General features: G+C 61.6%; 18 protein-coding genes. 12 read left to right on the top strand and 6 right to left on the bottom strand.

What is annotated here, in order from left to right; genetic code table 11:
- Positions 1-59: 59 nt before the first annotated feature.
- On the top strand, positions 60-1,238 hold the full coding sequence (locus tag BUA26_RS15605) for a S1C family serine protease (protein ID WP_072761791.1): 1,179 nt from the start codon (positions 60-62) through the stop codon (positions 1,236-1,238).
- A 1-nt stretch (position 1,239) separates the two neighbouring features.
- On the opposite strand, the gene BUA26_RS15600 is transcribed toward BUA26_RS15605, so the two are convergent.
- Positions 1,240-2,400, bottom strand: coding sequence for a lytic transglycosylase domain-containing protein (locus tag BUA26_RS15600; protein WP_072761980.1), 1,161 nt, complete (start codon positions 2,398-2,400; stop codon positions 1,240-1,242).
- Positions 2,401-2,632: 232 nt separating this feature from the next.
- On the opposite strand from BUA26_RS15600, the gene miaB reads away from it, so the two are divergent.
- Complete coding sequence (gene miaB, locus BUA26_RS15595) at positions 2,633-3,976, top strand: tRNA (N6-isopentenyl adenosine(37)-C2)-methylthiotransferase MiaB (RefSeq protein WP_083573057.1); 1,344 nt, start codon at positions 2,633-2,635, stop codon at positions 3,974-3,976.
- Positions 3,977-4,092: 116 nt separating this feature from the next.
- On the opposite strand, the gene BUA26_RS15590 is transcribed toward miaB, so the two are convergent.
- Genes BUA26_RS15590 through BUA26_RS15575 form a run of 4 tightly spaced genes read right to left on the bottom strand, consistent with a single transcriptional unit; the run spans position 4,093 to position 7,839 of the window.
- Positions 4,093-5,202: an ABC transporter permease gene (locus BUA26_RS15590; protein ID WP_072761790.1), complete on the bottom strand. Its 1,110-nt coding sequence runs from the start codon at positions 5,200-5,202 to the stop codon at positions 4,093-4,095.
- Entirely contained in the window at positions 5,199-6,140 is a 942-nt protein-coding gene (locus BUA26_RS15585) for an ABC transporter ATP-binding protein (protein WP_072761978.1), read from the bottom strand. The genes BUA26_RS15590 and BUA26_RS15585 overlap by 4 nt, the downstream gene beginning before the upstream one ends.
- A gap of 47 nt (positions 6,141-6,187) precedes the next feature.
- Complete coding sequence (locus BUA26_RS15580; RefSeq protein ID WP_072761789.1) at positions 6,188-7,162, bottom strand: HlyD family secretion protein; 975 nt, start codon at positions 7,160-7,162, stop codon at positions 6,188-6,190.
- Complete coding sequence (locus BUA26_RS15575; protein ID WP_072761788.1) at positions 7,159-7,839, bottom strand: TetR/AcrR family transcriptional regulator; 681 nt, start codon at positions 7,837-7,839, stop codon at positions 7,159-7,161. Before BUA26_RS15575 ends, BUA26_RS15580 begins: the two co-directional genes overlap by 4 nt.
- A 109-nt stretch (positions 7,840-7,948) precedes the next feature.
- On the opposite strand from BUA26_RS15575, the gene BUA26_RS15570 reads away from it, so the two are divergent.
- From BUA26_RS15570 to BUA26_RS15550, 5 genes are all read left to right on the top strand, one after another.
- On the top strand, positions 7,949-8,929 hold the full coding sequence (locus tag BUA26_RS15570) for a PhoH family protein (protein WP_072761787.1): 981 nt from the start codon (positions 7,949-7,951) through the stop codon (positions 8,927-8,929).
- Positions 8,926-9,426: an rRNA maturation RNase YbeY gene (ybeY, locus tag BUA26_RS15565; RefSeq protein WP_072761786.1), complete on the top strand. Its 501-nt coding sequence runs from the start codon at positions 8,926-8,928 to the stop codon at positions 9,424-9,426. Before BUA26_RS15570 ends, ybeY begins: the two co-directional genes overlap by 4 nt.
- 136 nt (positions 9,427-9,562) lie before the next feature.
- Positions 9,563-10,402 (top strand): HlyC/CorC family transporter, encoded by an 840-nt coding sequence (locus BUA26_RS15560; protein ID WP_072761785.1) that lies wholly within the window; start codon positions 9,563-9,565, stop codon positions 10,400-10,402.
- A 164-nt stretch (positions 10,403-10,566) separates the two neighbouring features.
- A complete protein-coding gene (locus BUA26_RS15555; RefSeq protein ID WP_255368399.1) occupies positions 10,567-11,739 on the top strand; it encodes a lipoprotein N-acyltransferase Lnb domain-containing protein in 1,173 nt (390 codons plus the stop codon).
- A 52-nt stretch (positions 11,740-11,791) separates the two neighbouring features.
- Positions 11,792-12,814: a magnesium and cobalt transport protein CorA gene (locus BUA26_RS15550; RefSeq protein ID WP_072761783.1), complete on the top strand. Its 1,023-nt coding sequence runs from the start codon at positions 11,792-11,794 to the stop codon at positions 12,812-12,814.
- A 132-nt stretch (positions 12,815-12,946) separates the two neighbouring features.
- Here BUA26_RS15550 and BUA26_RS15545 read toward each other — a convergent pair whose 3' ends face one another.
- Entirely contained in the window at positions 12,947-15,091 is a 2,145-nt protein-coding gene (locus tag BUA26_RS15545) for a dipeptidyl-peptidase 5 (RefSeq protein WP_072761782.1), read from the bottom strand.
- Positions 15,092-15,424: 333 nt separating this feature from the next.
- Between BUA26_RS15545 and BUA26_RS15540 the strand changes: the two genes are divergently transcribed.
- The 5 genes from BUA26_RS15540 (at position 15,425) to BUA26_RS15520 (ending at position 22,637) form a co-directional block, all read left to right on the top strand.
- Complete coding sequence (locus BUA26_RS15540; protein ID WP_072761781.1) at positions 15,425-15,865, top strand: pilin; 441 nt, start codon at positions 15,425-15,427, stop codon at positions 15,863-15,865.
- A 339-nt stretch (positions 15,866-16,204) separates the two neighbouring features.
- The gene (locus tag BUA26_RS15535) at positions 16,205-16,636 is read left to right on the top strand and encodes a pilin (protein WP_072761780.1); all 432 of its coding nucleotides are present in this window, start codon (positions 16,205-16,207) and stop codon (positions 16,634-16,636) included.
- Between the two features lie 64 nt (positions 16,637-16,700).
- A complete protein-coding gene (locus BUA26_RS15530) occupies positions 16,701-18,743 on the top strand; it encodes a tetratricopeptide repeat protein (RefSeq protein ID WP_143154303.1) in 2,043 nt (680 codons plus the stop codon).
- An 8-nt stretch (positions 18,744-18,751) separates the two neighbouring features.
- Positions 18,752-20,551 (top strand): phosphoethanolamine transferase, encoded by a 1,800-nt coding sequence (locus BUA26_RS15525; protein ID WP_083573044.1) that lies wholly within the window; start codon positions 18,752-18,754, stop codon positions 20,549-20,551.
- A 100-nt stretch (positions 20,552-20,651) separates the two neighbouring features.
- Complete coding sequence (locus tag BUA26_RS15520; protein ID WP_072761777.1) at positions 20,652-22,637, top strand: tetratricopeptide repeat protein; 1,986 nt, start codon at positions 20,652-20,654, stop codon at positions 22,635-22,637.
- Positions 22,638-22,680 lie beyond the last annotated feature (43 nt).

The following is a 22,680-nucleotide window of genomic DNA, read 5'->3' as shown; positions in this document are numbered from 1 at the left end:
GGCGAACGCCATCTGCCGCGACATTCACCACGACCTGCCGGGACTTACTCCTTATCGACATGAAACATGCCGCCGGCACGCTCCTCTTCATTGCGCGCTTCGCCGTCCTCGGGCTGGCGGTGGCCTTCGTCATCGGCCTGTTCTGGCCCGGCAGCGGCGAGCACCTGCGCGCACGCTTCGGCCTGACTGCGCCATCCGCTCCGCCCGCCCGCCAGAGCCATGTCGGCAACGGCCCGGTCTCCTATGCCGACGCGGTAGCCGCCGCGGCGCCCTCGGTGGTCAACATCTACGCCAACAAGATCGTCACCGAGCAAGCCGTGCGCATGTACGAGAACCCGGTGCTGCAGCAGCTGTTCGGCGGCCAGCCCACCACCTACCAGCACCGTGAGCAAACGCTCGGCTCCGGCGTCATCGTCAGCGCGCAAGGCCAGGGCTATGTGCTGACCAACAACCACGTGATCGCCCACGCCGCCGACATCCAGGTGCTGTTGTACGACGGCCGCATCGCCAAGGCCACCCTGGTCGGCGCGGACGAGGAGTCCGACCTGGCGGTGCTGAAGATCGACGCCAGCAACCTGCCGGTGATCCGGATGGCCGACCAGCAAGCGTTGCGCCCCGGCGATGTCGTGCTGGCCATCGGCAATCCGCTCGGCCTCAACCAGACCGTGACGATGGGCATCGTCAGTGCGATCGGACGCCAGTTGAACAGTTCCAGCGCCGAAGATTTCATCCAGACCGACGCGGCCATCAATCTCGGCAACTCCGGCGGCGCGCTGGTCAATGCCGAGGGCCAGCTGGTCGGCATCAACACCTTGCTGATCGGCAAGGCTGCCGGTGCCGAAGGCATCGGTTTTGCGATTCCGGTCGCCACCGCCAGCAAGGTTCTGAATCAGATCATCAGCACCGGCCACGTGGTGCGTGGCTGGATCGGCGCCGACTACACGTTCGTGCCGGTGGCTGCCGACAGCGGGCTGCCATCGGCAGCGCGCGGCGCGCAGGTCACCGCCGTATACGTCGGCGGTCCGGCCGCGCAAGCCGGCATCCAGCCGCGCGACATCCTGTTGCGCATCGGCAGTGACGACATTCGCGATCCGACCGACCTACGCCGGCGCGAGGCTGCATTGAAGCCCGGCAGCAAGGTAGATATCTCCGGCCTGCGCAACGGCAACCCGTTCCACCTAGAGATCACCCTGGCGCAACGGCCGCTGATGAGCGCCGGCCCCATGCCGGACCAGTGATTCAACCGGGTCCGCGCGACGCCAGCGGCGGGTGGATCGCCGCACCGTAGCGTTTGCGCAAGGTGTCCACCCGTTCCACATACACCTGCGTTTCGGCGTAAGGCGGCACACCCTTGTAGCGCTGCACCGCGCCGGGCCCCGCGTTGTAGGCAGCGGCGGCCAGCCGCTCGTTGCCGTCGAAATCATGCAACAGCAACCCCAGGTAGCGCGCGCCGCCGCGAATGTTCTGATCGGAGTCGAACGCATCCAGCACGCCCATGTCGCTGGCGGTGCCCGGCATCAGCTGCATCAGCCCTTGCGCGCCCTTCAGCGACAGCGCGCGCGGGTTGAACGCACTCTCGGCGTGGATGATCGCGCGCAGGAAGGCCTCGTCGACGCCGTACTCGATGCCGGCGGCGCGAATCGTGTCCGCATACGCGGTGAGGTTGAGCGACACGCTGCCCCAGCGAATCGTCGAGTGGAGATCGCAGGCGACACAACTGGCGATGTAGGTAAACAACATCGTCACGGTATGGTCTTTCTGTCCGGCCGGGCGCAGGTTGGTGTATTCCACACTGCCGTCCGCTCGCACGATGCGATACACCGCCCCGCGCAAGACTCGCGTGTCCGGGGCATCCGCGACCGCCGCCAACGGCGCTTCGGCACCGCGCGATTCGTGATAGTTCCATCGGCCTGGCGTACCCGCGATGGTTGCCGTCAGCGGAGGTTTCGCAGTGGTCTCGACCGAACCTTGCACCGCCGCCAGCGAGGCACGCTGCACCTTCGCCCCGCCGAGTTCGCGCGCGCCGGTTTCGGCCGAACCCTGCACATTGACCAGCGAGGCCGCCCCGACGCCATCCGCGTAAAGGCTATGCGCCGTGGTCGTCACCGAACCGCTGACTCCCGTCAGCGCAATCCGTGCGGACGGCGGCGGCACTAGTGCCTGATGATGCGGAGCGGGCGCCGCATAGCTGCTGATCGCCTTGCAGCCGTGATAACCGGCCTTGCTGCTGCTGAACACCGTTTCGCCACTGGAGCCGATGCACTGGTAAAGCGTGCCGGCCCGGACGACCGGCCCCCACAACAGCGCACAGCCCAGCACGACCCCGGACAGGATCGATCGTAATGGGAAGCTCCCGAAAGGCAGATCGACGCTTCCCCCATGCCGTGCGACGTCGAACATGGGCCGCAGTGTGCCGCCAAGCGCCGCCAACGCCAAGTGTGCGCTGGCGATTTCGTGCGCCACGACCGCTCCCAGCCTGCCGTATGGCACCTGCCGCGCTGAATGCACCGTCCCAACCGATGCAAGTGCTTGATCCGCCATGCTGATCAGCTGGCGAGGCCGTGGTTACGCGGGTAAGCTATGCGGTTCGGCAAATTGCACTTCCTGCTTCACGAACCACGGTATCGACGCCATGAGCGGCAAACTCTTCATCAAGACCCACGGCTGCCAGATGAACGAGTACGACTCGGCCAAGATGGCCGACGTGCTCAAGGCGTCGCACGGCATGGAGCTGACCCAGGACGAAGCCGAGGCCGACGTGATCCTGATCAATACATGCTCGATCCGCGAGAAGGCCCAGGAAAAGGTGTTCAGCCAGCTTGGCCGCTGGAAGCAGCACAAGAAGGACGGCAAACCGGTGCTGATCGGTGTGGGCGGCTGCGTGGCGTCGCAGGAGGGTGAAGCGATCGTCAAGCGAGCCCCCTACGTCGACCTGGTATTCGGGCCGCAGACACTGCACCGCCTGCCCGAATTGATCGAGAAGCAGCGCGCCAGCGGTCTGCCGCAGGTGGACATCAGCTTCCCCGAGATCGAGAAGTTCGACCGGCTGCCCGAACCGCGCGCCGAGGGTCCGACCGCGTTCGTCTCGATCATGGAAGGCTGCTCGAAGTACTGCAGCTATTGCGTGGTGCCGTACACCCGCGGCGAGGAACTCAGCCGCCCGTTCGACGATGTGCTGGTCGAAATCGCCAAGCTCGCCGCCCAGGGTGTACGCGAGGTCAACCTGCTCGGCCAGAACGTCAACGCCTACCGCGGCCCCACCCACGACGGCGGCATCGCGGATCTCGCCGTGCTGATCCACGCGATCGCGCAGATCGACGGCATCGGCCGCATCCGCTTCACCACCTCGCATCCGCTGGAATTCTCCGACTCGCTGATCGAGGCCTACGCGAACGTGCCGCAGCTGGCCAACTACCTGCACCTGCCGGTGCAGGCCGGTTCCGACCGCATCCTCAGTGCGATGAAACGCGGCTACACGGCATTGGAATTCAAGCAGAAGATCCGCAAGCTGCGCGCGGTACGGCCAGACATCTGCGTATCGTCGGACTTCATCGTCGGCTTTCCCGGCGAGACGGACGAGGATTTCGAGAAGACCATGAAGCTGATCGACGATATCGGCTTCGACCAGAGCTTCTCTTTCATCTTCTCCTCCCGCCCCGGCACGCCGGCGGCAAACCTCGCCGACGACACCCCGGCGAGCGAGAAGCATGCTCGATTGACGCGACTGCAGGCGGCCATCAACGCGAATGCGAAGAAGATCAGCCAGGCGATGATCGGCAGCGTGCAGCGTGTGCTGGTAGAAAAGCCAAGCACGCGCCATCCGAGCGAACTGACCGGCCGCACCGAGAACATGCGCTTCGTCAATTTTCCAGGCCACCCGCGTCTGATCGGCCAATTCGTCGACGTGGAAATCACCGAGGCGATGAGCAACTCGCTGCGCGGCCGCGTGAAGCTCGCGGAAGAACAAGCCGCCTGAGCAGCGTCAAATCCCTGTGGGAGCGACTTCAGTCGCGATGGCCTGATGTTTTCGAAAAAGAGCTATCGCGACTGAAGTCGCTCCCACAGAAGCTCGCTCCTGCACAGGCGCCAGCGTCAGTCCAGCCGCTTGCGGAAGCGCAGGATGGCCAGGGTCATCATCATCAGCGTGAACGCTGCCAGCGCCAGCACGTCGATCCACATCTCCCACAGGCCTGCGCCGCGCAACATCACGCCGCGGATCAGGCGCAGGAAATGCGTCAACGGCAACACCTCGGCAATCCACTGCACTACTTTCGGCATGCCCGCGAACGGAAACATGAAACCCGACAGCAGGATCGATGGCAGGAACACGAAGAACGTCATCTGCATCGCCTGGAACTGCGACCGCGCCTGCGTCGATATCAGCAGGCCAAGCGAGAGATTGCCGAGGATCAGCAGACCCGCCGCCAGATACACGTCGAACACGTTGCCGCGGATCGGCACGTCGAACAACCACATGCCCAATACCAGGATGACACTGGTCTGCACCAGACCGATCGCCACATAAGGCAGCACCTTGCCGACCATCAGTTCGGTACTGGTCAGCGGCGTGGCGATCAGCAGCTCCATGTTGCCGCGCTCGCGTTCGCGCACGATCGCGATCGCGGTGAACAGCACCATCGTCATGGTCAGGATCACGCCGATCAGTCCAGGCACGATGTTGATCGCCGACTGCCGTTGCGGGTTGTAGAAACTGACCACGCTGATGCGCGCGCCGGGGGGCGTGCTGGTCATCGGCGCCCGCGTGTCCGGAACCGCGCTGTCGATCGGCACCTGCGCGAGCTGCGCGGCGGCGCCCTGCACCGTCGTGTCGCTGCCGTCGACCAGCACCTGCGCCAGCTCGCGACCGTCGATGCGGCGTCGCTCGAAGTCCGGCGGTACCGCAATGCCGATGCTGATCCGGCCACGCCGTATCATCGTCATCAGTTGCTGCGGCGTGTCTGCCCTGGCCACGGGCGTGACCACGCCGGTCGCCAGCATGTCCATCACCAGCGCGCGCGAACCGGCGGTGTTGGCCTGGTCCGCGATACCGGCATCGAGCCCGCGCAAGTTCAGATTGATTGCATAACCGAACAACACCAGCTGGATCACCGGTATGCCCACGATCATCGCCAGCGTGATGCGGTCGCGGCCCAACTGGCGCAGCTCCTTGATCACGATCGCCCACAGCCGGCGCCAGTTCATGCCGCATGCTCCCTGCGGTCGTCCTTTGCGTCGCCGTTGCGTGTGGCGGCGACGAACACGTCCTCGAGATTCGGCGGCGCCGGCATGACTTCGCCCTTCTGGCCAGCGTCGGCGAGCGCCTTGTCCATGCGCTGGGTCGCCTCGCCGCCATCGTCGGCGGTCAGCACGCGCAAGGTGTTGCCGACCTGGGCCACGCCGAGCACTCCCGGCACGTCGACCAGCACATGTTGCGCGCGACGGGGATCGGCGGTCTCGACCAGGAACGTGCGCCCCTTCAGCTTTGCCATCAGTTCGTCCGGCGTTCCATCGGCGACCAGCGTGCCGCGATCGAGAATCGCCAGCCGATGGCATCGCTCGGCTTCGTCCATCAAGTGGGTGGACACCAGCAAAGTGGTGCCGACGTCGGCCAGCTCGAAAAGCTTTTCCCAGAAGTCGCGGCGCGATTCCGGATCGACCGCGCTGGTCGGCTCGTCGAGAAACAACAGCTCCGGTTCGTGGATCACCGCGCAGGCCAACCCCAGCCGCTGCTTCTGGCCGCCGCTCATGGTGCCGGCGAGCTGCTTCTGCAGGTCGCCGAAATGGTATTGCTCGACCAGCTCGTCGATGCGGCTTTTCGTCTTCGCCTTCGGCACGCCCTGGATCGCGGCGAGGAACTCCAGGTTCTCGCGCACCGTGAGGTCCTCGAACAGCGAGAACTTCTGTGTCATGTAGCCGATATGCGAACGCAGTTCGTCGGCTTGCGCCGGGATGCGCAGGCCGAGCACCTCGATCTCGCCTTCGGTCGGTGTCAGCAGGCCGCACAGCATGCGGATCGTGGTCGACTTGCCCGAACCGTTCGGGCCGAGGAAGCCGTAGACGTGCCGGGCCGGCACTTCGAGGTCGACATGATCCACCGCAGCCAGCTTGCCGAAACGCTTGGTCAGCCCGCTCGCGCGGATCGCAACGCCATCGCCATCGGTCGTACCGCCGGTGTGGGGCTGGGCCGTCACTTCGGGGGTCCGGCGAACTCGACGCGCACTGGCAATCCTGCGGGCATATCCGCCGCATCCGGGCCTAGCGTGATTTCCGCCAGATAGCTCAACCGCGCCGCGTCGTCGCCGATCAAGGCGTAATACGGAGTGAACGCGGGTTCGCTGCGCAGCATGCGCACCTTGCCCGCATACGGCTTGTCGCGACCGGCTACGAACACCTGCATCGTATCCCCCACATGCACGTCGGCACGCTGCTGCTCGGGCACGTAGATGCGCGCATACGGCGCTACGCCAGCCAGCAGGATCACCACCGGCGCGCCGACCGGCGCCTGATCGCCGAGCTTGTACGGGATGTTGTCGATCCGCCCGGCAAGCGGCGCCACGATGCTCAGCTTGCCCAACAAGATCTGCTGGGCGCTGGCTTGTGCGGTCGCCGCCGCCAACCCTGCCTGTGCCTGCGCGATCTGCTCCGGACGCGTGCCATGCAGCAGCTCGTCGAGCGCGGCCTGCGCCGCGGCCACCTGGCCGTCGGCGTCGCCCGCCGCGGCGCGGGCGCGATCGAGATCGGCGGCGGCGACATAGTCTTTTCCCTGCAGCGGAAGCAGGCGGTTGTAATAGGCACGCGCTTCGCGCGCTTGTGCCTGGGCCGCGCGCAGGTTCGCCCGCGCCTTGTCGATGTCCTCGTTGCGCGGCCCGTTCTCGAGTTCGGCCAGCACGCCGCGTTGTTGCCGCGCCTGCGCTTCGGCGGCGGCCAGTTCGGACTGGGTATGCGTGGGATCCAGTTGCATCAGCGCCTGCCCCGCCTTGACCTGTTCGCCCTCGCGTACGTCGATCGCGACGATGCGTTCGGCGACCGGCGCCGGCATGGTTATCCGATCGTATTCGAGGGTGCCCAGGGCCTGCGGTGGCTTCTTCGCGCAACCATAAAGGGCGGCGAGCGTGAACAGAATCGTGGCCGATAAATGGCGGCCTCTGCGTGCCATGTTCATGCGGCTTCTCCCGATCCTGCTGCAACCGCGCCGCGATCGAGCAGCGCGAGAGTGTGTTTGAGCATGACGTCGGCGCCCAGGCCTTCGGCTCCGAACATGCGCTGCCAGATGGGTGCTCCGGCGGCGGGAAACAGGGTCAGTCCGACCAGCGAGACGACCAGCAGGCGCGGATCCAGATCCGCATTCAGACGTCCATCCGCCTGCGCCTGGCTGAAGCGCTGCGCCAGCAACTGCGGCAGATTCGGGATGGCCTGGTTGAACAGCACTTCGCGCAACGCGCCGCCTTCGCAGAGTACCTCGCGCACCCACAGCGGCGGCAGCCACGGATGATTCGCCACGACTGCACCGATTCCGCGCACGAAACCCTCGATCAGCACCGCCGGATCGTCGCCGATGCGCTCGAGGTGCGCACGCATCGGCGTCACCGCCGGCAGCAACCGTTCTTCGATCAAAGCCTGCACTAGCCGGGCCTTGTCGCCAAAGTAGTAATGCAGCATGGCCGGCGTCACGTTGGCCTCGACCGCGATCGCCCGCAGCGAGGTTGCCGCAATGCCCACGCGCGAAAACTGCGCTATCGCGACATCCAGCAGATGCGCGCGCAAGTCCAGGTCTTCGCCGCTCGGACGTCCGGCGCGACGCTTGCGCCTGGGTGCTGCACGTTTGGCAGGAGCGATCATGCACGTAAATTAATGCATAAATTAATTATGCGCAAATGCAGTGTTGGTTCTGTAGATGAAACGCGTCGTCATGGCTCTTCCACCAGCACCGCGCTACTCTGCCGCGTCTATGAGCAAACTCAACCAGCGCGACTTCATCCTCGACCCCGAAGACAATGCCCGCCTCGCCAACCTGTGCGGGGCGTTCGACGAGCACCTGCGCCAGATCGAACTGCGCCTCGGCGTGGAGATCAACCATCGCGGCAGCATTTTCCAGATCATCGGCGAAGACGCCTCGGCCCGGGCTGCCGAAAAAGTGCTGCGCTCGCTATACGCCACCACCGAAGACGAATCCCTGACCGGCGCACGGATCAACCTGCACCTGGCCGAGTCCGGCATCGACGCGATCACCGAGCCATCGGCTGAAGGTACCCAAGAGGTGGCGATCCGGGTCAAGCGCGGCGTGATCAAGGGCCGCGGCGCGAACCAGGCGCGCTACCTGCATGCGATCGCCAGCCACGACATCAATTTCGGCGTGGGTCCTGCCGGCACCGGCAAGACCTACCTGGCCGTGGCCAGCGCAGTCGAGGCGCTCGAAGCGAACCGCGTGCAGCGTCTGCTGCTGGTGCGCCCGGCGGTCGAGGCCGGCGAAAAACTCGGGTTCCTGCCTGGCGACCTGTCGCAGAAAGTCGATCCCTACCTGCGCCCTCTGTACGACGCGCTGTACGAAATGCTGGGCTTCGAGAAGGTGGCCAAACTGATCGAGCGCAACGTGATCGAGATCGCGCCGCTGGCGTATATGCGTGGCCGTACGCTCAACGACTCCTACGTGATCCTCGACGAAGCGCAGAACACCACGGTCGAGCAGATGAAGATGTTCCTGACACGAATCGGCTTCGGCACGGTCGCGGTGATCACCGGCGACGTCACCCAGGTCGACCTTCCGCGCAACACCCGTTCCGGCCTGCGTCAGGCGGTGGAAGTGCTGCGCGACGTCAGCGGCATCAGTTTCACGTTTTTCACCTCACGCGACGTGGTGCGCCACCCGCTGGTGGCGAAGATCGTGCGCGCCTACGAGGCGTTCGAGCAAAAGGAAGAGGGTGCTCCATGAGCCGGCGCGACGCTGCTCCTGACCACAAGGGCATCCCACAGAAAAATGCCACCCTTCACGTCGGTTACGCCGTTGCCCGGGCTGGCCTGCCCTCGGCGGCCAGCTTCCGACAGTGGGTCGAAGCGGCGCTGCACGGCGCCAAACGCCGGAAACCGGCGGAGCTGGCGATCCGCATCGTCGATGCCGACGAAGGCCGTGCGCTCAACCGCGACTATCGCGGCAAGGATTACGCCACCAACGTGCTGTCGTTTCCCGCCGAATGGCCGCCCGGCGTAGCGCTACCGCTGATCGGCGACCTGGCGATCTGCGCGCCGGTGGTGCTTCGCGAAGCCGCCGAGCAACATAAATTGCCCCGCGATCACTGGGCCCATCTCACCATTCACGGCGTGCTGCATCTGCTCGGCTACGACCATATCGAGGACGGCGAAGCCGTAGCGATGGAAGCGCTGGAGACCCGCATCCTCGCCGGCCTCGGCATCGCCGACCCATACGCCTGACAGCGCCTCCTGCCCTGACGGCCCTGCAAAATCACGCGCGACGCGGGGGCCGGATTCGAGCTTGTGCTCTGAACCGTCACGATTTTTCGGCTAGAATCGGCCTTCCGCCCGGTCATGGGCTGCATTCAAACGAGTGATGAACGACGACCCTGGCAGTACCAGCGGCCCGGCACACCGCACCTGGTGGGACCGGCTGGGCCACATGTTTTCCGGCGAGCCACGCAACCGCAGCGAACTGATCGAGGAGTTGCGCTCCGCCCAGACCAACGGACTGTTGTCCGTCGACACCCTCACCATGGTCGAGGGTGCGATCAAGGTCACCGAACTGAGCGTGGACGACGTGATGGTGCCGCGCGCGCAGATCGTGATGATCGCGGCCGAGTCGCCGCTACCCGACATTCTTGCCGCAACCGTCGAATCGGGCCACTCGCGCTTCCCCGTACACGGCGACGACAAGGACGAGATCCTCGGCATCCTGCTGGCCAAGGATTTGCTGAAGTTCTTCGGCGCTGCGGAGCATTTCGACATCCGCGCGATCCTGCGCCCGGCCGTGCTGATTCCCGAATCGATGCGCCTGAATGTGCTGCTGGAGGAGTTCCGTCGGTCGCGCAATCACATGGCGCTAGTGGTCAACGAATACGGCGGCGTCGCCGGCCTGATCACGATCGAAGACGTGCTCGAAGAGATCGTCGGCGAGATCGACGACGAGCACGACGACGAGGAAGAGCCCAAGCTGATGCACGAACAGCCCGGCGGCGGCTGGCTGGTCAGCGCGCTGACCCCGATCGAGGATTTCAACGAACAGACCGGCGCCGAATTCTCCGACGAGGAATACGACACCGTCGGCGGCATGGTCACTTCCGAATTCGGCCACCTGCCCGAGGTCGGCGAAGAGGTCGGCATCGGCGAGTATCTGTTCCACGTCACCGAAGCTGATGACCGTCGCGTGCAGCAGTTCCGCGTAGCGCGGCAATAGGCATTGACGACTGCATCACTGCTTCGTTGGACTGTGGGAGCGACTTCAGTCGCGATGCTCTTGCAGACTTATCGCCACCGAAAGATCAAGAGCATCGCGACTGAAGTCGCTCCCACAGCAAGGTCATACGCATGCGGCACATCGGCTTCGCGCTTCTTATCGCCATGGCATGGCTGCTCTGCGCGTCTTCCGCCCGCGCCAGCGTGGCCAACGCGCCAGGCGCCAATCTCCAGGTATCGTTGATCACCTACGGCCCCGGTGAAACCTACTGGGAGCGCTTCGGCCACGATGCCATCGAGCTGCGCGACAGCGCATCGGGCGAAGCGATCAGCTTCAACTACGGCGTGTTCGATTTCAACGAAGCGAATTTCTTTCTCAACTTCGCCCGCGGCCGCATGCACTATCTGATGGACGCGGCACCCAGCAACCTCGACGAGAGCTACTACGTCGAAGCCGGTCGTTCGGTCACCCGCCAGTCATTGGCGATGACAGTCGAGCAGGCCGGCGCACTGCGCGATTTCCTGTTGTGGAACCTGCGCCCGGAAAATGCCGGCTACAACTACGACTACTACGTCGACAACTGCACCACCCGTGTGCGGGACGCGCTGAACAACGCGCTCGGCGGCGTGCTGAAGACCCAGCTCGGCGCACGTGCCGGCGGCATGACCTTCCGCCAGCAGACCGCCCGCCTGATGAGCGCACAGACATGGCTGATGCTGGTGATGGATCTGGGCCTGGGCCCGTATGCCGATCAGCCTCTCAGCGCGTGGCAGGAAAGTTTCCTGCCCGAAGTACTGCAGCTGCAGTTGCGCGAGGTGCGCATCGACAATGGCCATGGCGGCCTGCAACCGCTGTTGCAGAGCGAACAACTCGTCTCGCCGAATCGGCTGGACGTGCCGCCGGCAGCCGCACCGGACCTGCGGCTGCCGCTGGGGTTGGCCGGCCTGTCGCTTGGCGCGCTCATCGTGCTGACGCGGCGCTGGTGGCCCATCGGCCATGTGCTGCTGGGCACGCTGTATCTGCTCTGCGCCGGCATCATCGGCCTGGTCTTGCTGACGCTGTGGACGCTGACCACTCATCACTCGGCATGGAACAACGCCAACTTGCTGCTGTTCAACCCGCTTGCATTCCTGCTGCTGCCGACACTGTGGCGATCGCGCCGCGGCCTCGCCGCTTCGCGCTTCATGGACGGCGTGATCGCGCTGCAACTGCTCGCCAGCATGGTCGCCGTACTGCTGCACCTGCTACCCGGCACCGTGCAGCAGAACCAGCCGTGGCTGTTGTTCGCGCTGCCGTGCTGGCTGGCGCTGGCCTGGAGTCTGCGCCGGAACCGGTAAGCTCCGGCGATGTGTAATTGCCCCGTCTTCCGCGGCGGGGCATGATGCGCGCATGAACCTGATCACCCCGCCATCACCGACCGCACTGTCGACCGCCGACCAGCCGATGGTGGTCAACTGCGTCGCCTACCGGAACGACGGTAGCCGGATTGGCGAGATCACCCTCGACACCATCAGCGAGGTGCTGGCACAGCCGGACACCTTCGTGTGGGTCGGCTTGCACGAGCCTGATGAAGCGCTGCTGATGAAGCTGCAGGAGGAATTCGGGCTGCACGATCTGGCCATCGAGGATGCGCACAACGCCCACCAGCGCACCAAGATCGATGCTTACGGCGACTCGCTGTTCCTGGTCGTGCAGACCGCGCAGCTGATCAACACCCGGCTGGCGTTCGGCGAGACGCACATCTTTCTCGGCCAGCGTTACCTGGTCACCGTGCGACACGGCGCCTCACTGTCCTATGCACCTGCGCGGCGTGACTGCGAGCATGCGCCGCACATGCTCGCGCTGGGCCCAAGCTATGCACTGTATGGCGTGCTCGACTTCATCGTCGACAACCTGCTGCCGATCGTGCGCGACTTCCGCGAGGAACTGCAGAAGCTGGAGCAAGACATTTTCGTCGACACGTTCAACCGGGGAACAGTGCGGCGGCTGTACGACATGCAGCGCGACCTGATGACACTGCGCCTCGCAGTGGCGCCATTGCAGGATGTGATCAGCCAGCTGGTGAAGCTGCATCCCAAGATGATTCCGGACGAGCTGCGCGCGTATTTCAGCGACGTCTACGACCATGTGTTCCGGGTCAACGAGGCGATCAGCGCAATGCGCGAGATGCTCAACGCCGCGATCAACGTCAACCTCTCGCTGGTCACCCTGGGCCAGAACGAGGTGATGAAAAAGCTCGCTGGCTACGCCGCGATGCTCGCCGTGCCCACCTTGTTCACCAGCTGGTACGGCATGAACTTCACTCACATGCCCGAGCTCAGCCAGCCCTGGGCCTACCCCGCCATCATCACGGTAGTCGCCTGCGTGGTCGGCACCATTTACCTCGCGCTCAAGCGGGCGAAGTGGTTGTGAACCCATCGTAGGAGCGCACCCTGTGCGCGATGCTCTTGCTACATCTTGCAAGAATGATCGCGCGCGGAGTGCGCTCTCACCACAAAACAAGAACGGCGGCCCGAAGGCCGCCGTTTCCATCGCACTGGCGAATCAGTGCAACGCCGCTTTCGACGCATCCTTGGCCGTCCACTGCTTCAACCATGCGTTGACCGCGTCATGCCACTGCACGCTGTTGTGCGGTTTCAGCACCCAGTGGTTTTCGTCCGGGAAGGTCAAGAACTGGCTGGGGATACCGCGGCGCTGCATGGCGGTAAATGCCCCAAGGCCCTGGGTGATCGGGATGCGGAAATCGTTGCCGCTGTGCACTACCAGCATCGGTACGCGCCAGTCCTTGACGTGGTTGAGCGGGTTGAACTTCTCGTAGTTCTCCGGGTGCTCGTACTGGGTGCCGCCGTTCTCGCGCTCCTCGAACCACAACTCCTCGGTGTCGTAATACATCGCGCGCGTATCGAACACGCCGTCGTGATCGATCAGGCACTTCCACGGCTGGTTCCACACACCGGCAATCCAATAGGTCATGTAGCCGCCATAGCTGGCGCCCAGCGCGCAGGCGCGATCACCGTCGAGGAAGCTGTACTTGTTCAGTGCAGCCTTCCAGCCCAGCTTCAGATCCTCAAGCGGCTTGCCGCCCCAGTCCCCTGAAATCGCATCGGTGAACGCCTGGCCGTAACCGGTAGAGCCATGGAAATTCACCGTCACCACCGCAAAGCCCTGGCCGGCATAAGTCTGCGGATTCCAGCGATAGCTCCAGCCGTTGTCCATCGCGCCCTGCGGGCCGCCGTGGATGATGAACGCGACCGGATAGGTCTTGCCCGGCTGGTAGTCGACCGGCATGACCACATAGCCCAGCACGGTCTCGTTGTTCGCGCCCTTGAAGTTGAAGAACTCGAAATCGCCGACCTTCGCGTTCTTCAGAGTCTCCGCGTTGTAATGCGTGACCTGCTTCAGCGCGCTGCCATCGGTAGTGGCCTGGCTCATATCAAGCGTGTAGACGTCGGCCGGGCGCTTCAGATCATCACGCGTCAGCAGCAGTTTGCCGGCGGCCATCGAATAGCCGCCCACCGCACCTTCCCCGCTTAACCGGCTCACCTCGCCGTTGGCCACATCGATCGCGAACAGCGGGTGCTGGCCCTCGTCATCGGCGGTGGCATACAAAGTCTTGCCGTCGGCGGAAATCGACAGGCCACCCGGCGAGCGATCCCACTTCGGAGCCACCTCGTGTTTCGTGCCACTGGCCAGATCCAGCGCCATGATCGCGAAACGGTCGGCCTCGAAACCCGGGGTCTTCATCGCCAAGTAGTACAGCGTCTTGCCGTCCGGCGACGCCACCGGAAATGCATCCCACGCCTTGTTGTCGGCAGTGAGGTTCTTCGGCGCAGTCGAACCGTCCACCGGCACGCTGTACACGTCGAAGTTGGTCGACCACGGCTCGGTGGTGCCGGCAATGCGCACGTCGAAATACACGCGCTTGCCGTCCGGCGCAAAGCTGAACTCGCTCTCGTCGCCAAACGGCTTGCTCGGCACGTCGCCGTCGATGGCGCGACTCAACAGCTTCGGCTCGGCCGCCAGCTGCCCCTTGCCATCGAAGCTTGCCACGAACAGCTGGTTGCGCCGGCCATTGGCCCAAGTATCCCAGTGCCGCACGAACAGCTTGCTGTACAGCGTGCCGCTGGCCTTGTCCTTGTCGCGCGCCGCGACGCGTTGCTGAGTGCACACCAAAGTAGTGCAGTCGGTAAACACCTCGTACGACAACAGCACCTGCTTGCCATCCGGCGACAGCTTGTAGCCACCAAGATCCAGCAAGGAATGACTCACCTGTACAGCAGGAACGTGCTTGGCGAGATCCATACCGCTCTTGCCGCCCAGATCCACCCGCCACAACTGCGCCACACCCTTGGCCGGCGCCACGAAATACAGGCTGCGCCCGTCCGCCGACCAGCGCGCCGAACTCCCCTTGTCCACCACCTTCACCGGCTGACCGTCCTTGCTCAAGTCCAACACATACACCGCGTTGACACCCTTGTTCGCCGCGTAATCCGTGCTGCGCACGCCAAACGCCGCATAACGCCCATCCGGCGACAGCTGCGGATCACTGACCCGATCCATCATCACCAGATCGCGCACATTGAACGCATGCACCCCCTCGGTCTTGACGAAAGTGGTGTCCACGACGTCGCCCGCCATCGCGGGTGCAGCCACCAGCGCGAGCAGCAGCGCGGCAAACAGAGGTTTCATGGGAGTTTCCTTGGGTAGTCAGAACCGCGACGGTAAGCGCGCTCCGTAGCTAGCGCAACCCTGCGATCCAAACTATGCGAGCTGGGAGACGATCAACGCACGTCGCATCCAACATACTGGATGTCAACACCAATCTGCGTGGAGCTTGGCAGCAGCCGGCCGTGAACACATCGGCAAATGACGCGAAGCGTTCAATATCGTTTCGTGATGTTTATCGCATTCCTGACACTCGACGACCCCGCGAACCTGTCCCAATCGCAGTCGTTGGGGTTCGAAGGGCCTTTTGGTACAAAACATGCCTGCCAAGCTGAACTTACAGGGGGGGAGTTGACCATGTTACACCGACGCATGTCTGCCGGTTTCACCTTGATCGAATTGATGATTGTCGTGGCGATCATTGCGATCCTCGCCGCCATCGCCATCCCGGCCTATCAGGACTATCTGATCCGAAGCCAGGTCAGCGAAGGCATGCTTCTGTCCACTGGCGCCAAGGCGGCGGAATGGGACTTCATCTCCAATACCGGGCGACTTCCCAGGTCCAATGAGTCCGCGGGGCTGGCAAGCAGCACGTCGATCCTCGGCCAATATGTTTCCGGTGTGACTCTTGCTCCTGCCGGCAAGGTCACGATTGCATTCTTCAGCCCCAAAGCCAACACGGCCATTAAAAACAGCATTCTGGTGCTTTCCGCCATCACCCAGGCCGGCAGCATCGCCTGGAGCTGCAATGGCGGAACCGTGGCGGACAAATACCTGCCCGCGACCTGTCGCAAGTAGCCTCGTCGACTCATGCAGCTGCCGCACAAAACTGACTACCAGCGTCACTAAGTGCCCGAGACTGACAGCACCACATGCTGCCTTCGTGTCCATTTTCAGAACGCCGCAAGCTTGAATTACCAACGGTTGCGGGCTTTCGTGACCACGTGCACAATCCCTTCACCCACAAATATGCGGGAATACATGCGCTGCAGAAATGGCATATAACCTGCTTGACTCTGCAGCGAGCTTCCTGGTCGTTCCTGACCATGAATATGGGGTCCGATCCCGCCTAGGGGGATACGGGACTGGGGCTCAGGGGGCATCACACGGTTAGCTAACCAATACAGAGGAACCACCATGAAGAGCATGCAGAAAGGCTTTACCCTGATCGAACTGATGATCGTGGTTGCGATCATCGCGATCCTCGCAGCTATCGCCATCCCGGCTTATCAGGACTACCTGATTCGTACGCAGGTGTCTGAAGGCGCCGTGTTGGCCGACGGTGCCAAAACTGCGGTCGGCGAGTTCTACAGCAATACGGGCCGTTTCCCGGGAGGCAATACATCTGCCGGGCTCGCAGCACCCTCGCTGATTTCCGGACAGTATGTGGACACGCTCACTGTGACGAGCGGCCTCATCACGGCCACATACCTGGGTGTCAAAGCAAACAAAGCGCTGTCGACCGCTACCCTGTCAATGTCTGCCATCACCCACGCGGGCAGCGTCGAATGGCACTGCAAAGGCAATGCGGCCCTGCTGCCCAAGTACCTGCCGACCTCCTGCCGCTAATATCTTCGGCAAGGTTGCTACCAGAAGGGCCGCCTCTCGGGCGGCCCTTTTTTTCGGATAACAGATGCACAATCGCTACTCGATAAAGCCACTATTCGCATTAGCAGCATTCGCATTGCTTACACTGGCCGCTTACTGGCCTGGTCTGCAAGGTGGCTTCCTGTTCGACGATTTCGCCAACCTGCCGGCCTTGGGTGCCACCGGCCCGATCGATACTTGGCCAACCTTCTGGCGCTACATTACTTCCGGTGCCGCCGACCCCACCGGGCGGCCATTGACGTTGCTAACTTTCTTGCTCGACGCGAACGATTGGCCAGCCGATCCATTCCCTTTCAAACGCACCAGCTTGATCCTGCACCTGCTCAACGGGGTATTACTGTACGCCCTGCTCGCCAAACTTGGGCAATCCCTGGTAGTTGAAACTCGCCGTTACCAGACCGCTGCTCTGCTCGGTGCCACGCTATGGCTGCTGCACCCGCTATTTGTATCCACCACCCTGTACATCGTTCAGCGCGAGGCGATGCTGCCGGCCACCTGTGCACTGGCCGGTCTTCTGATCTGGCTGCACGGCCGCGGTCATCTGACCCGTGGAAATATCCGCAGCGGGCTGATCTGGAGCGTGGTTGGACTGGGAGGTTTCACCCTACTGGGCATCCTGGCCAAAGCCAACGGCGCTCTACTGCCGTTCTACGCACTGTTAATAGAAATCATTGTGTTGAAACACCGTCACGCAATGCCATCGGGACGGGCGAAACTAGTCCATCGCGGCGTCATGTGGATACTGGGCGTTATACCTGCGGCGGCCATTCTTGCGTACCTGACTCGTATCGCCGTACTTGGCATGCTGCATGGTGACAACGTGGGAATACGACCATGGTCGACTACGCAGCGTCTGTTGACTGAACCGCGAATACTGTTGGATTACCTGTCGTTACTGTGGGTGCCGCGACCGTTCTCGAGCGGATTGTTCAACGACCAGTACGTCGCATCTACGTCACTGTTTCACCCTGCCACAACGTTACCGACGATCATTGCCGTTCTTATAATGATCGGTGGCGCATGGCGGCTGCGCAAACACTACCCCGCATGGTCGCTGGTTATCCTGTTTTACTTCGCAGGGCAGTTGCTCGAATCCACATCGATTGGCCTGGAACTGTATTTCGAACACCGTAATTACGTGCCCGCATTACTGATGTTCTGGCCGTTGGGGTTGTGGCTAGCAAATACTCGGACACTGTCCTCACTCAAGCGCGGCCTGATGATCGTGCTGCCGCTCGGCTTGGCACTGATGACCCATGTGAGTACTGAGGTGTGGGGTAATGTGCATGCACAAGCGTTAATTTGGGCAGACATCAACCCAAACTCGGCTAGAGCACAGGCCAACGCTGCGCAAGTTCAGATGCAAGCAGGACACCCTTACGATGCGGCGCGCCGCTTGGAAAAATTGCTCACCACTCAACCTGACCAAGTACAGCTTGCTTTCAACTTGATCGGCGCGCACTGCATGACCGGAGGAATCACGCCGGACGACATCGCCGCAGCGCGCACCGCCATGCGCGACAGCACCAACACAGGATCGTTGTTCGCCAATTGGTTTGACCGCACCCTGCCAGCAGCTGTGGCTGGTGATTGCCCCGGCTTGACACCAGTGGTCATGCTCGACCTGATCAATGACGGACTCCAGAACCCCAAGCTGGCGGACGCCGGGCAACAACAGGACTTCCTCTATATGCGCGGCCGAATTGCACTCGCACAGCATCAGCCGGATGTGGCGCTCACGAACTACCTCCGCGCACTTGATTTGCAAATACGCCCCGGATTCGCCCTGGAAGCCGCCGCGATGCTAGGTGCCGCGGGCTACCCCACGCAAGGCGTCCAACTGCTTGACCACTACCAACGGGTAAAAGATCAAGTCTTACCGCCGGACTTTGGCATGCCGATGGTCCATGAGTGGGTGCTCACGCGACAAAACTACTGGCCGCATGAACTCACGCACTTACGCGCCACCCTGCGCGAGCAGATGGAAGAGCACACAACACCTACTTGGCAGTCACCTGTCGATACCCACACACCGAGCGGACAACGTACCTCGCCAGCGAATCAGTAAAATCGATCATGACTCAAGGATTCACTACAAATCGCAAGTGGGCGTTGATCGCGTTGTTCTCGCTGTTTGCATTATTGATGCTGCCCAACCTGATCTGGTGGTGGTACGGACACGGCATTGCGCTGTGGATCCAAGCCTTGATGGTGCCGGTCATTCTTCTGCTGGTGTTTTTCGCATTGCTGGGCGACGCACCATGGTTGGCCTGCCTGCTGCTAGCTCCATTTGCGTTGCTGGCCCCGATTGAGGCGCTATTCGTCGCCACCTATCGCCATCCCACTTCAGCAGAAATCATCGCCACGCTGGTCGCTACCAATCCTCGGGAAACGCGCGAATACCTTGGCGGTGCACTTATCCCCATCATACTTTGCCTATTGGCCGCTGTGACGCTGGTACTGCTGGCCGCACGATGCAGCGCGCGCGCGCGCGTGCGCTGGCGAGGTCACGGGCGGTCGTGGATTCTTGTCATCGCGATCGCCACGCCGCTAGTGGCCATGGCGACGGTACTGGCCACGACACCCGGGAATCTGCATCAGCGTATGCATGGAGCATTGAAACTTTGGTCGACCCTTGGCGCGCCAGTCGAACTCGGTTATCCATTCGGGGTGTTCCAACGCGTAGCCGGGTATCGGGCGGAATGGACCACCATGCGTGCCAATGCTTCGCGACTGGACGCATACCGTTTTCATGCGCACCGAATCAGTCCAATGCACCAGCGCCAAGTATATGTGCTGGTGATCGGTGAAAGCAGTCGGCGCGCGAATTGGCAGCTTTTCGGTTATCCGCGCGCGACCAATCCCGAACTAAGTCGTGTTGCCAACCTGGTCCCGATTGGAGACATGGTGACCTCATGGCCGGAGTCGATCGACGCCATCCCCCAAATCCTGACGCGCAAATCTATCACGAGCAAAAGCGCGACCTTCGATGAGGCCTCAATTTTACGGGCCATGCAGGAGGCTGGCTACGAAACCTACTGGATATCCAATCAGCTGGCGATCGGCGAGTTCGATTCGCCTGTGTCGATGTATGCTTATCAAGCTCAGCACGTTCAATGGCTGAATCATGCCTCATGGGCGGCGCCGGGGAGCTACGATGAGGATCTGCTGGCCCCCCTACGTGGCGCGCTGAATGATTCAAATAGCGATCTATTCATCGTGTTGCACATGATGGGTAGCCATCTGAGCTACGACTATCGCTATCCAACAAGTTTCAAACACTTTCTCCCCACCTATTCCGACCATGACGACAGCGTCCTGCAAGGTGCGCGCTTATGGAACAGTTATGACAACACGATCTTGTATACCGATCATGTGCTTGCCGAAGCGATTAATATTTTGCGTCAAAGCGACGCGACCACCGCATTGTGGTTCGAGTCGGACCACGGCGAGATGCTAGTGACGCCGACGTGCTCCTTCGCGGGGCATGGTCTCGGCACAAATTTCGAGTTCCAGATTCCGGCTTTTTTCTGGTATTCGGATGCCTACGCACATCAATTTCCGGGCCGAGTGACCAATCTGCGTGCCCATGCGGGAGAACGCACCCTCAGCGCGAACACTTTCGAGTCACTGATCGACATGGCTGGCGTGAACTTTCCAAGCCATAACGAGACATGGAGTCTGTTCAGCCAGCAATGGGAGTACCACCCCCGCATTGTCAACTCAGCGTGGCAGAGCGATTTCGACCATGCCTCTATCGGCAAAAAGTGCCCAATTGTCATTCCGGCGGACCCGCAAGCCTCGCCATCGCTGCCCAGCAAATCTTCGAGCTCGACTGCCCCGCGACCACCGGCTATAAAACAAGTGAGCCGCTAACAAGGCCCCACATCCATGTGTCCGTTACGATGCGTGATCTATTGAGTACCCGATTGTGCCTAAGAAATTGCTCTCGTCTCGCCGTAGTGGCCTCTGGCTAATGCTTGTGTTTCTGGCAATCACTGCCGCCGTGTACTGGCCCGGCCTTCGTGGTAGCTACTTATTCGACGACTACCCCAACATTGTCGACAACCCTGGCGTACAACCGCCGGATACAAGTCTGTCCTCATTGATCAATGCGGCCCTCTCTTCACCAGCGAGCGATTTCAAACGCCCGCTCGCTTCACTCAGTTTTGCGATCAACTACCGGGTCAGCGGCCTCGATCCGTTCTGGATGAAGGCGACCAATCTCTTCATTCACTTGCTGAACGGGCTGTTGGTTTTTCTGCTGGCAAGAGCGCTTCTGCTGGTACGGAAAGAAGATGTACCTGTGGCCAATGGCATCTCCTCGGTGGAGAGCGATGTGGCCCGGGCTGGCATAGTTGGTGCGCTCGTTGCCGGCGGCTGGATGCTGCTACCAATCAATCTGACCGGCGTGCTATACGTCGTCCAGCGCATGGAGAGCATGGCCAACCTATTTGTGTTGATTGGCTTGCTCGGCTATGTCAGTGGTCGTCGGCAGATGCTTGCCGTCACCTCTGTCACTTCGTTCGCAGGCAAGGGGAACTTCGGCTTTTCGCCAAACTTTCGCGGCTTTATTCTTTGCCTGGTCAGCATCACAATTCCAACGGTCTTTGGCCTTCTTTCCAAGGAAACGGCGGTGATGTTGCCGCTATATGCATTGCTAATCGAATGGGTGTTGTTTCAGTTCCGCGAATCGATCGAAACCGGAGATGTCGACGCAAAAACACCACGATGCGATTTACGCATCGTCGGTCTTTATCTACTCGTCCTGGTTGTACCGATGCTACTTGGGCTGGCCTGGCTAGTTCCGGGTTTGTTGAAATCCGAAACATGGGCATCACGCAACTTCACCCTTGGCACGCGCCTGCTCAGTGAAGCACGCATTGTCGTTGACTACATCGCGTGGACTTTTTTACCTACTCCAAATGCGCTTTCGTTCTATCACGATGATTTTCGTATATCAGCAGGGTTGACAACCCCTTGGAGCACGCTTTGCAGCATTGTCTTTCTGATTATCTTTATCGCCATGAGCATCTCGCTGCGATCGCGCAGACCCTTGGTTGCCTTGGGCATGGCGCTCTTCCTCGGATGCCAACTTCTTACCGGGACCATCCTCCCGCTGGAACTGATCTACGAACACCGGAATTATTTCGCCAGCTTCGGGCTGCTCATGGCGGTCGTGCCGATACTGGCGACACCATGTAAGCAGCCCTTTGCTCTCCCTCGTCACGTTTTTCTTGGAGGGTTATTTCTGTGCTGGACGGCCTTGACCGCTCTGACATCCTATGCGTGGGGTGACCCGTTACGGCTAGCCGAAGATCTGGCATCCCGTGCGCCAAACTCCCCAAGATCCCAGTATGAACTAGGTCGCACCTATATCATCTATTCGCACTATGATCCGGCTTCGCCGTTTACCCTACTTGCCTATGCTCCGCTGGAAAAATCTGCAGCGTTACCGGGTTCATCGATCCTCCCTGAGCAAGCCTTGATCTTCATGAACGCAAGGATGAATCTGCCACTAAAAGATTCTTGGTGGACTAGTTTGATCGCCAAACTCAAGGCGCATACGCCAGGTGTACAGGATGAAAGTTCGTTAGGCGCGTTGACTCAATGCGCGCGCGAAGGTCACTGCGACTTGCCTCGATACCGCATGATTGACTCTTTTATGGCTGCGCTCGCGCATCCCCATCACAGTGCGCGTCTACTCGCTATCTATGGCGATTATGCCTGGAACGTATTGGGTGACAAGGAACTGGGTCTACGCATGACAAGAGAAGCCATCGGAACCAGTCCAAATGAAGCTGCTTATCAAATCACCTTGGTTCGGATGTTGGTAGCTCAGGGCCGCGCGGATGAAGCCGATCAGGCGTTTCAGCAATTGGAGCGACTCAATATCGGTGGTCGGTTGAACAGCAACCTTGAGACATTGCGCGAGCAAATGGCACGGCTACCGCAGGATTGAGCAAAGGCGCCCTACGCACAGGCACCGGCAACGCTTAAACTAA

The organism is Rhodanobacter sp. OK091 (assembly GCF_900142825.1).
Lineage (GTDB): Bacteria > Pseudomonadota > Gammaproteobacteria > Xanthomonadales > Rhodanobacteraceae > Rhodanobacter.
Note: the sequence above shows the minus strand (reverse complement) of the source record. Positions and strands in the feature narration are given on the sequence as shown.

Excerpts from the sequence above, each read along its gene's own strand:
- BUA26_RS15605 (WP_072761791.1), top strand. The coding sequence starts at position 60 with ATGAAACATGCCGCCGGCACGCTCCTCTTCATTGCGCGCTTCGCCGTC.
- BUA26_RS15600 (WP_072761980.1), bottom strand. The coding sequence starts at position 2,400 with ATGTTCGACGTCGCACGGCATGGGGGAAGCGTCGATCTGCCTTTCGGG.
- miaB (WP_083573057.1), top strand. The coding sequence starts at position 2,633 with ATGAGCGGCAAACTCTTCATCAAGACCCACGGCTGCCAGATGAACGAG.
- BUA26_RS15590 (WP_072761790.1), bottom strand. The coding sequence starts at position 5,202 with ATGAACTGGCGCCGGCTGTGGGCGATCGTGATCAAGGAGCTGCGCCAG.
- BUA26_RS15580 (WP_072761789.1), bottom strand. The coding sequence starts at position 7,162 with ATGAACATGGCACGCAGAGGCCGCCATTTATCGGCCACGATTCTGTTC.
- BUA26_RS15575 (WP_072761788.1), bottom strand. The coding sequence starts at position 7,839 with ATGATCGCTCCTGCCAAACGTGCAGCACCCAGGCGCAAGCGTCGCGCC.
- BUA26_RS15570 (WP_072761787.1), top strand. The coding sequence starts at position 7,949 with ATGAGCAAACTCAACCAGCGCGACTTCATCCTCGACCCCGAAGACAAT.
- ybeY (WP_072761786.1), top strand. The coding sequence starts at position 8,926 with ATGAGCCGGCGCGACGCTGCTCCTGACCACAAGGGCATCCCACAGAAA.
- BUA26_RS15560 (WP_072761785.1), top strand. The coding sequence starts at position 9,563 with ATGAACGACGACCCTGGCAGTACCAGCGGCCCGGCACACCGCACCTGG.
- BUA26_RS15555 (WP_255368399.1), top strand. The coding sequence starts at position 10,567 with ATGGCATGGCTGCTCTGCGCGTCTTCCGCCCGCGCCAGCGTGGCCAAC.
- BUA26_RS15550 (WP_072761783.1), top strand. The coding sequence starts at position 11,792 with ATGAACCTGATCACCCCGCCATCACCGACCGCACTGTCGACCGCCGAC.
- BUA26_RS15545 (WP_072761782.1), bottom strand. The coding sequence starts at position 15,091 with ATGAAACCTCTGTTTGCCGCGCTGCTGCTCGCGCTGGTGGCTGCACCC.
- BUA26_RS15540 (WP_072761781.1), top strand. The coding sequence starts at position 15,425 with ATGTTACACCGACGCATGTCTGCCGGTTTCACCTTGATCGAATTGATG.
- BUA26_RS15535 (WP_072761780.1), top strand. The coding sequence starts at position 16,205 with ATGAAGAGCATGCAGAAAGGCTTTACCCTGATCGAACTGATGATCGTG.
- BUA26_RS15530 (WP_143154303.1), top strand. The coding sequence starts at position 16,701 with ATGCACAATCGCTACTCGATAAAGCCACTATTCGCATTAGCAGCATTC.
- BUA26_RS15525 (WP_083573044.1), top strand. The coding sequence starts at position 18,752 with ATGACTCAAGGATTCACTACAAATCGCAAGTGGGCGTTGATCGCGTTG.
- BUA26_RS15520 (WP_072761777.1), top strand. The coding sequence starts at position 20,652 with ATGCTTGTGTTTCTGGCAATCACTGCCGCCGTGTACTGGCCCGGCCTT.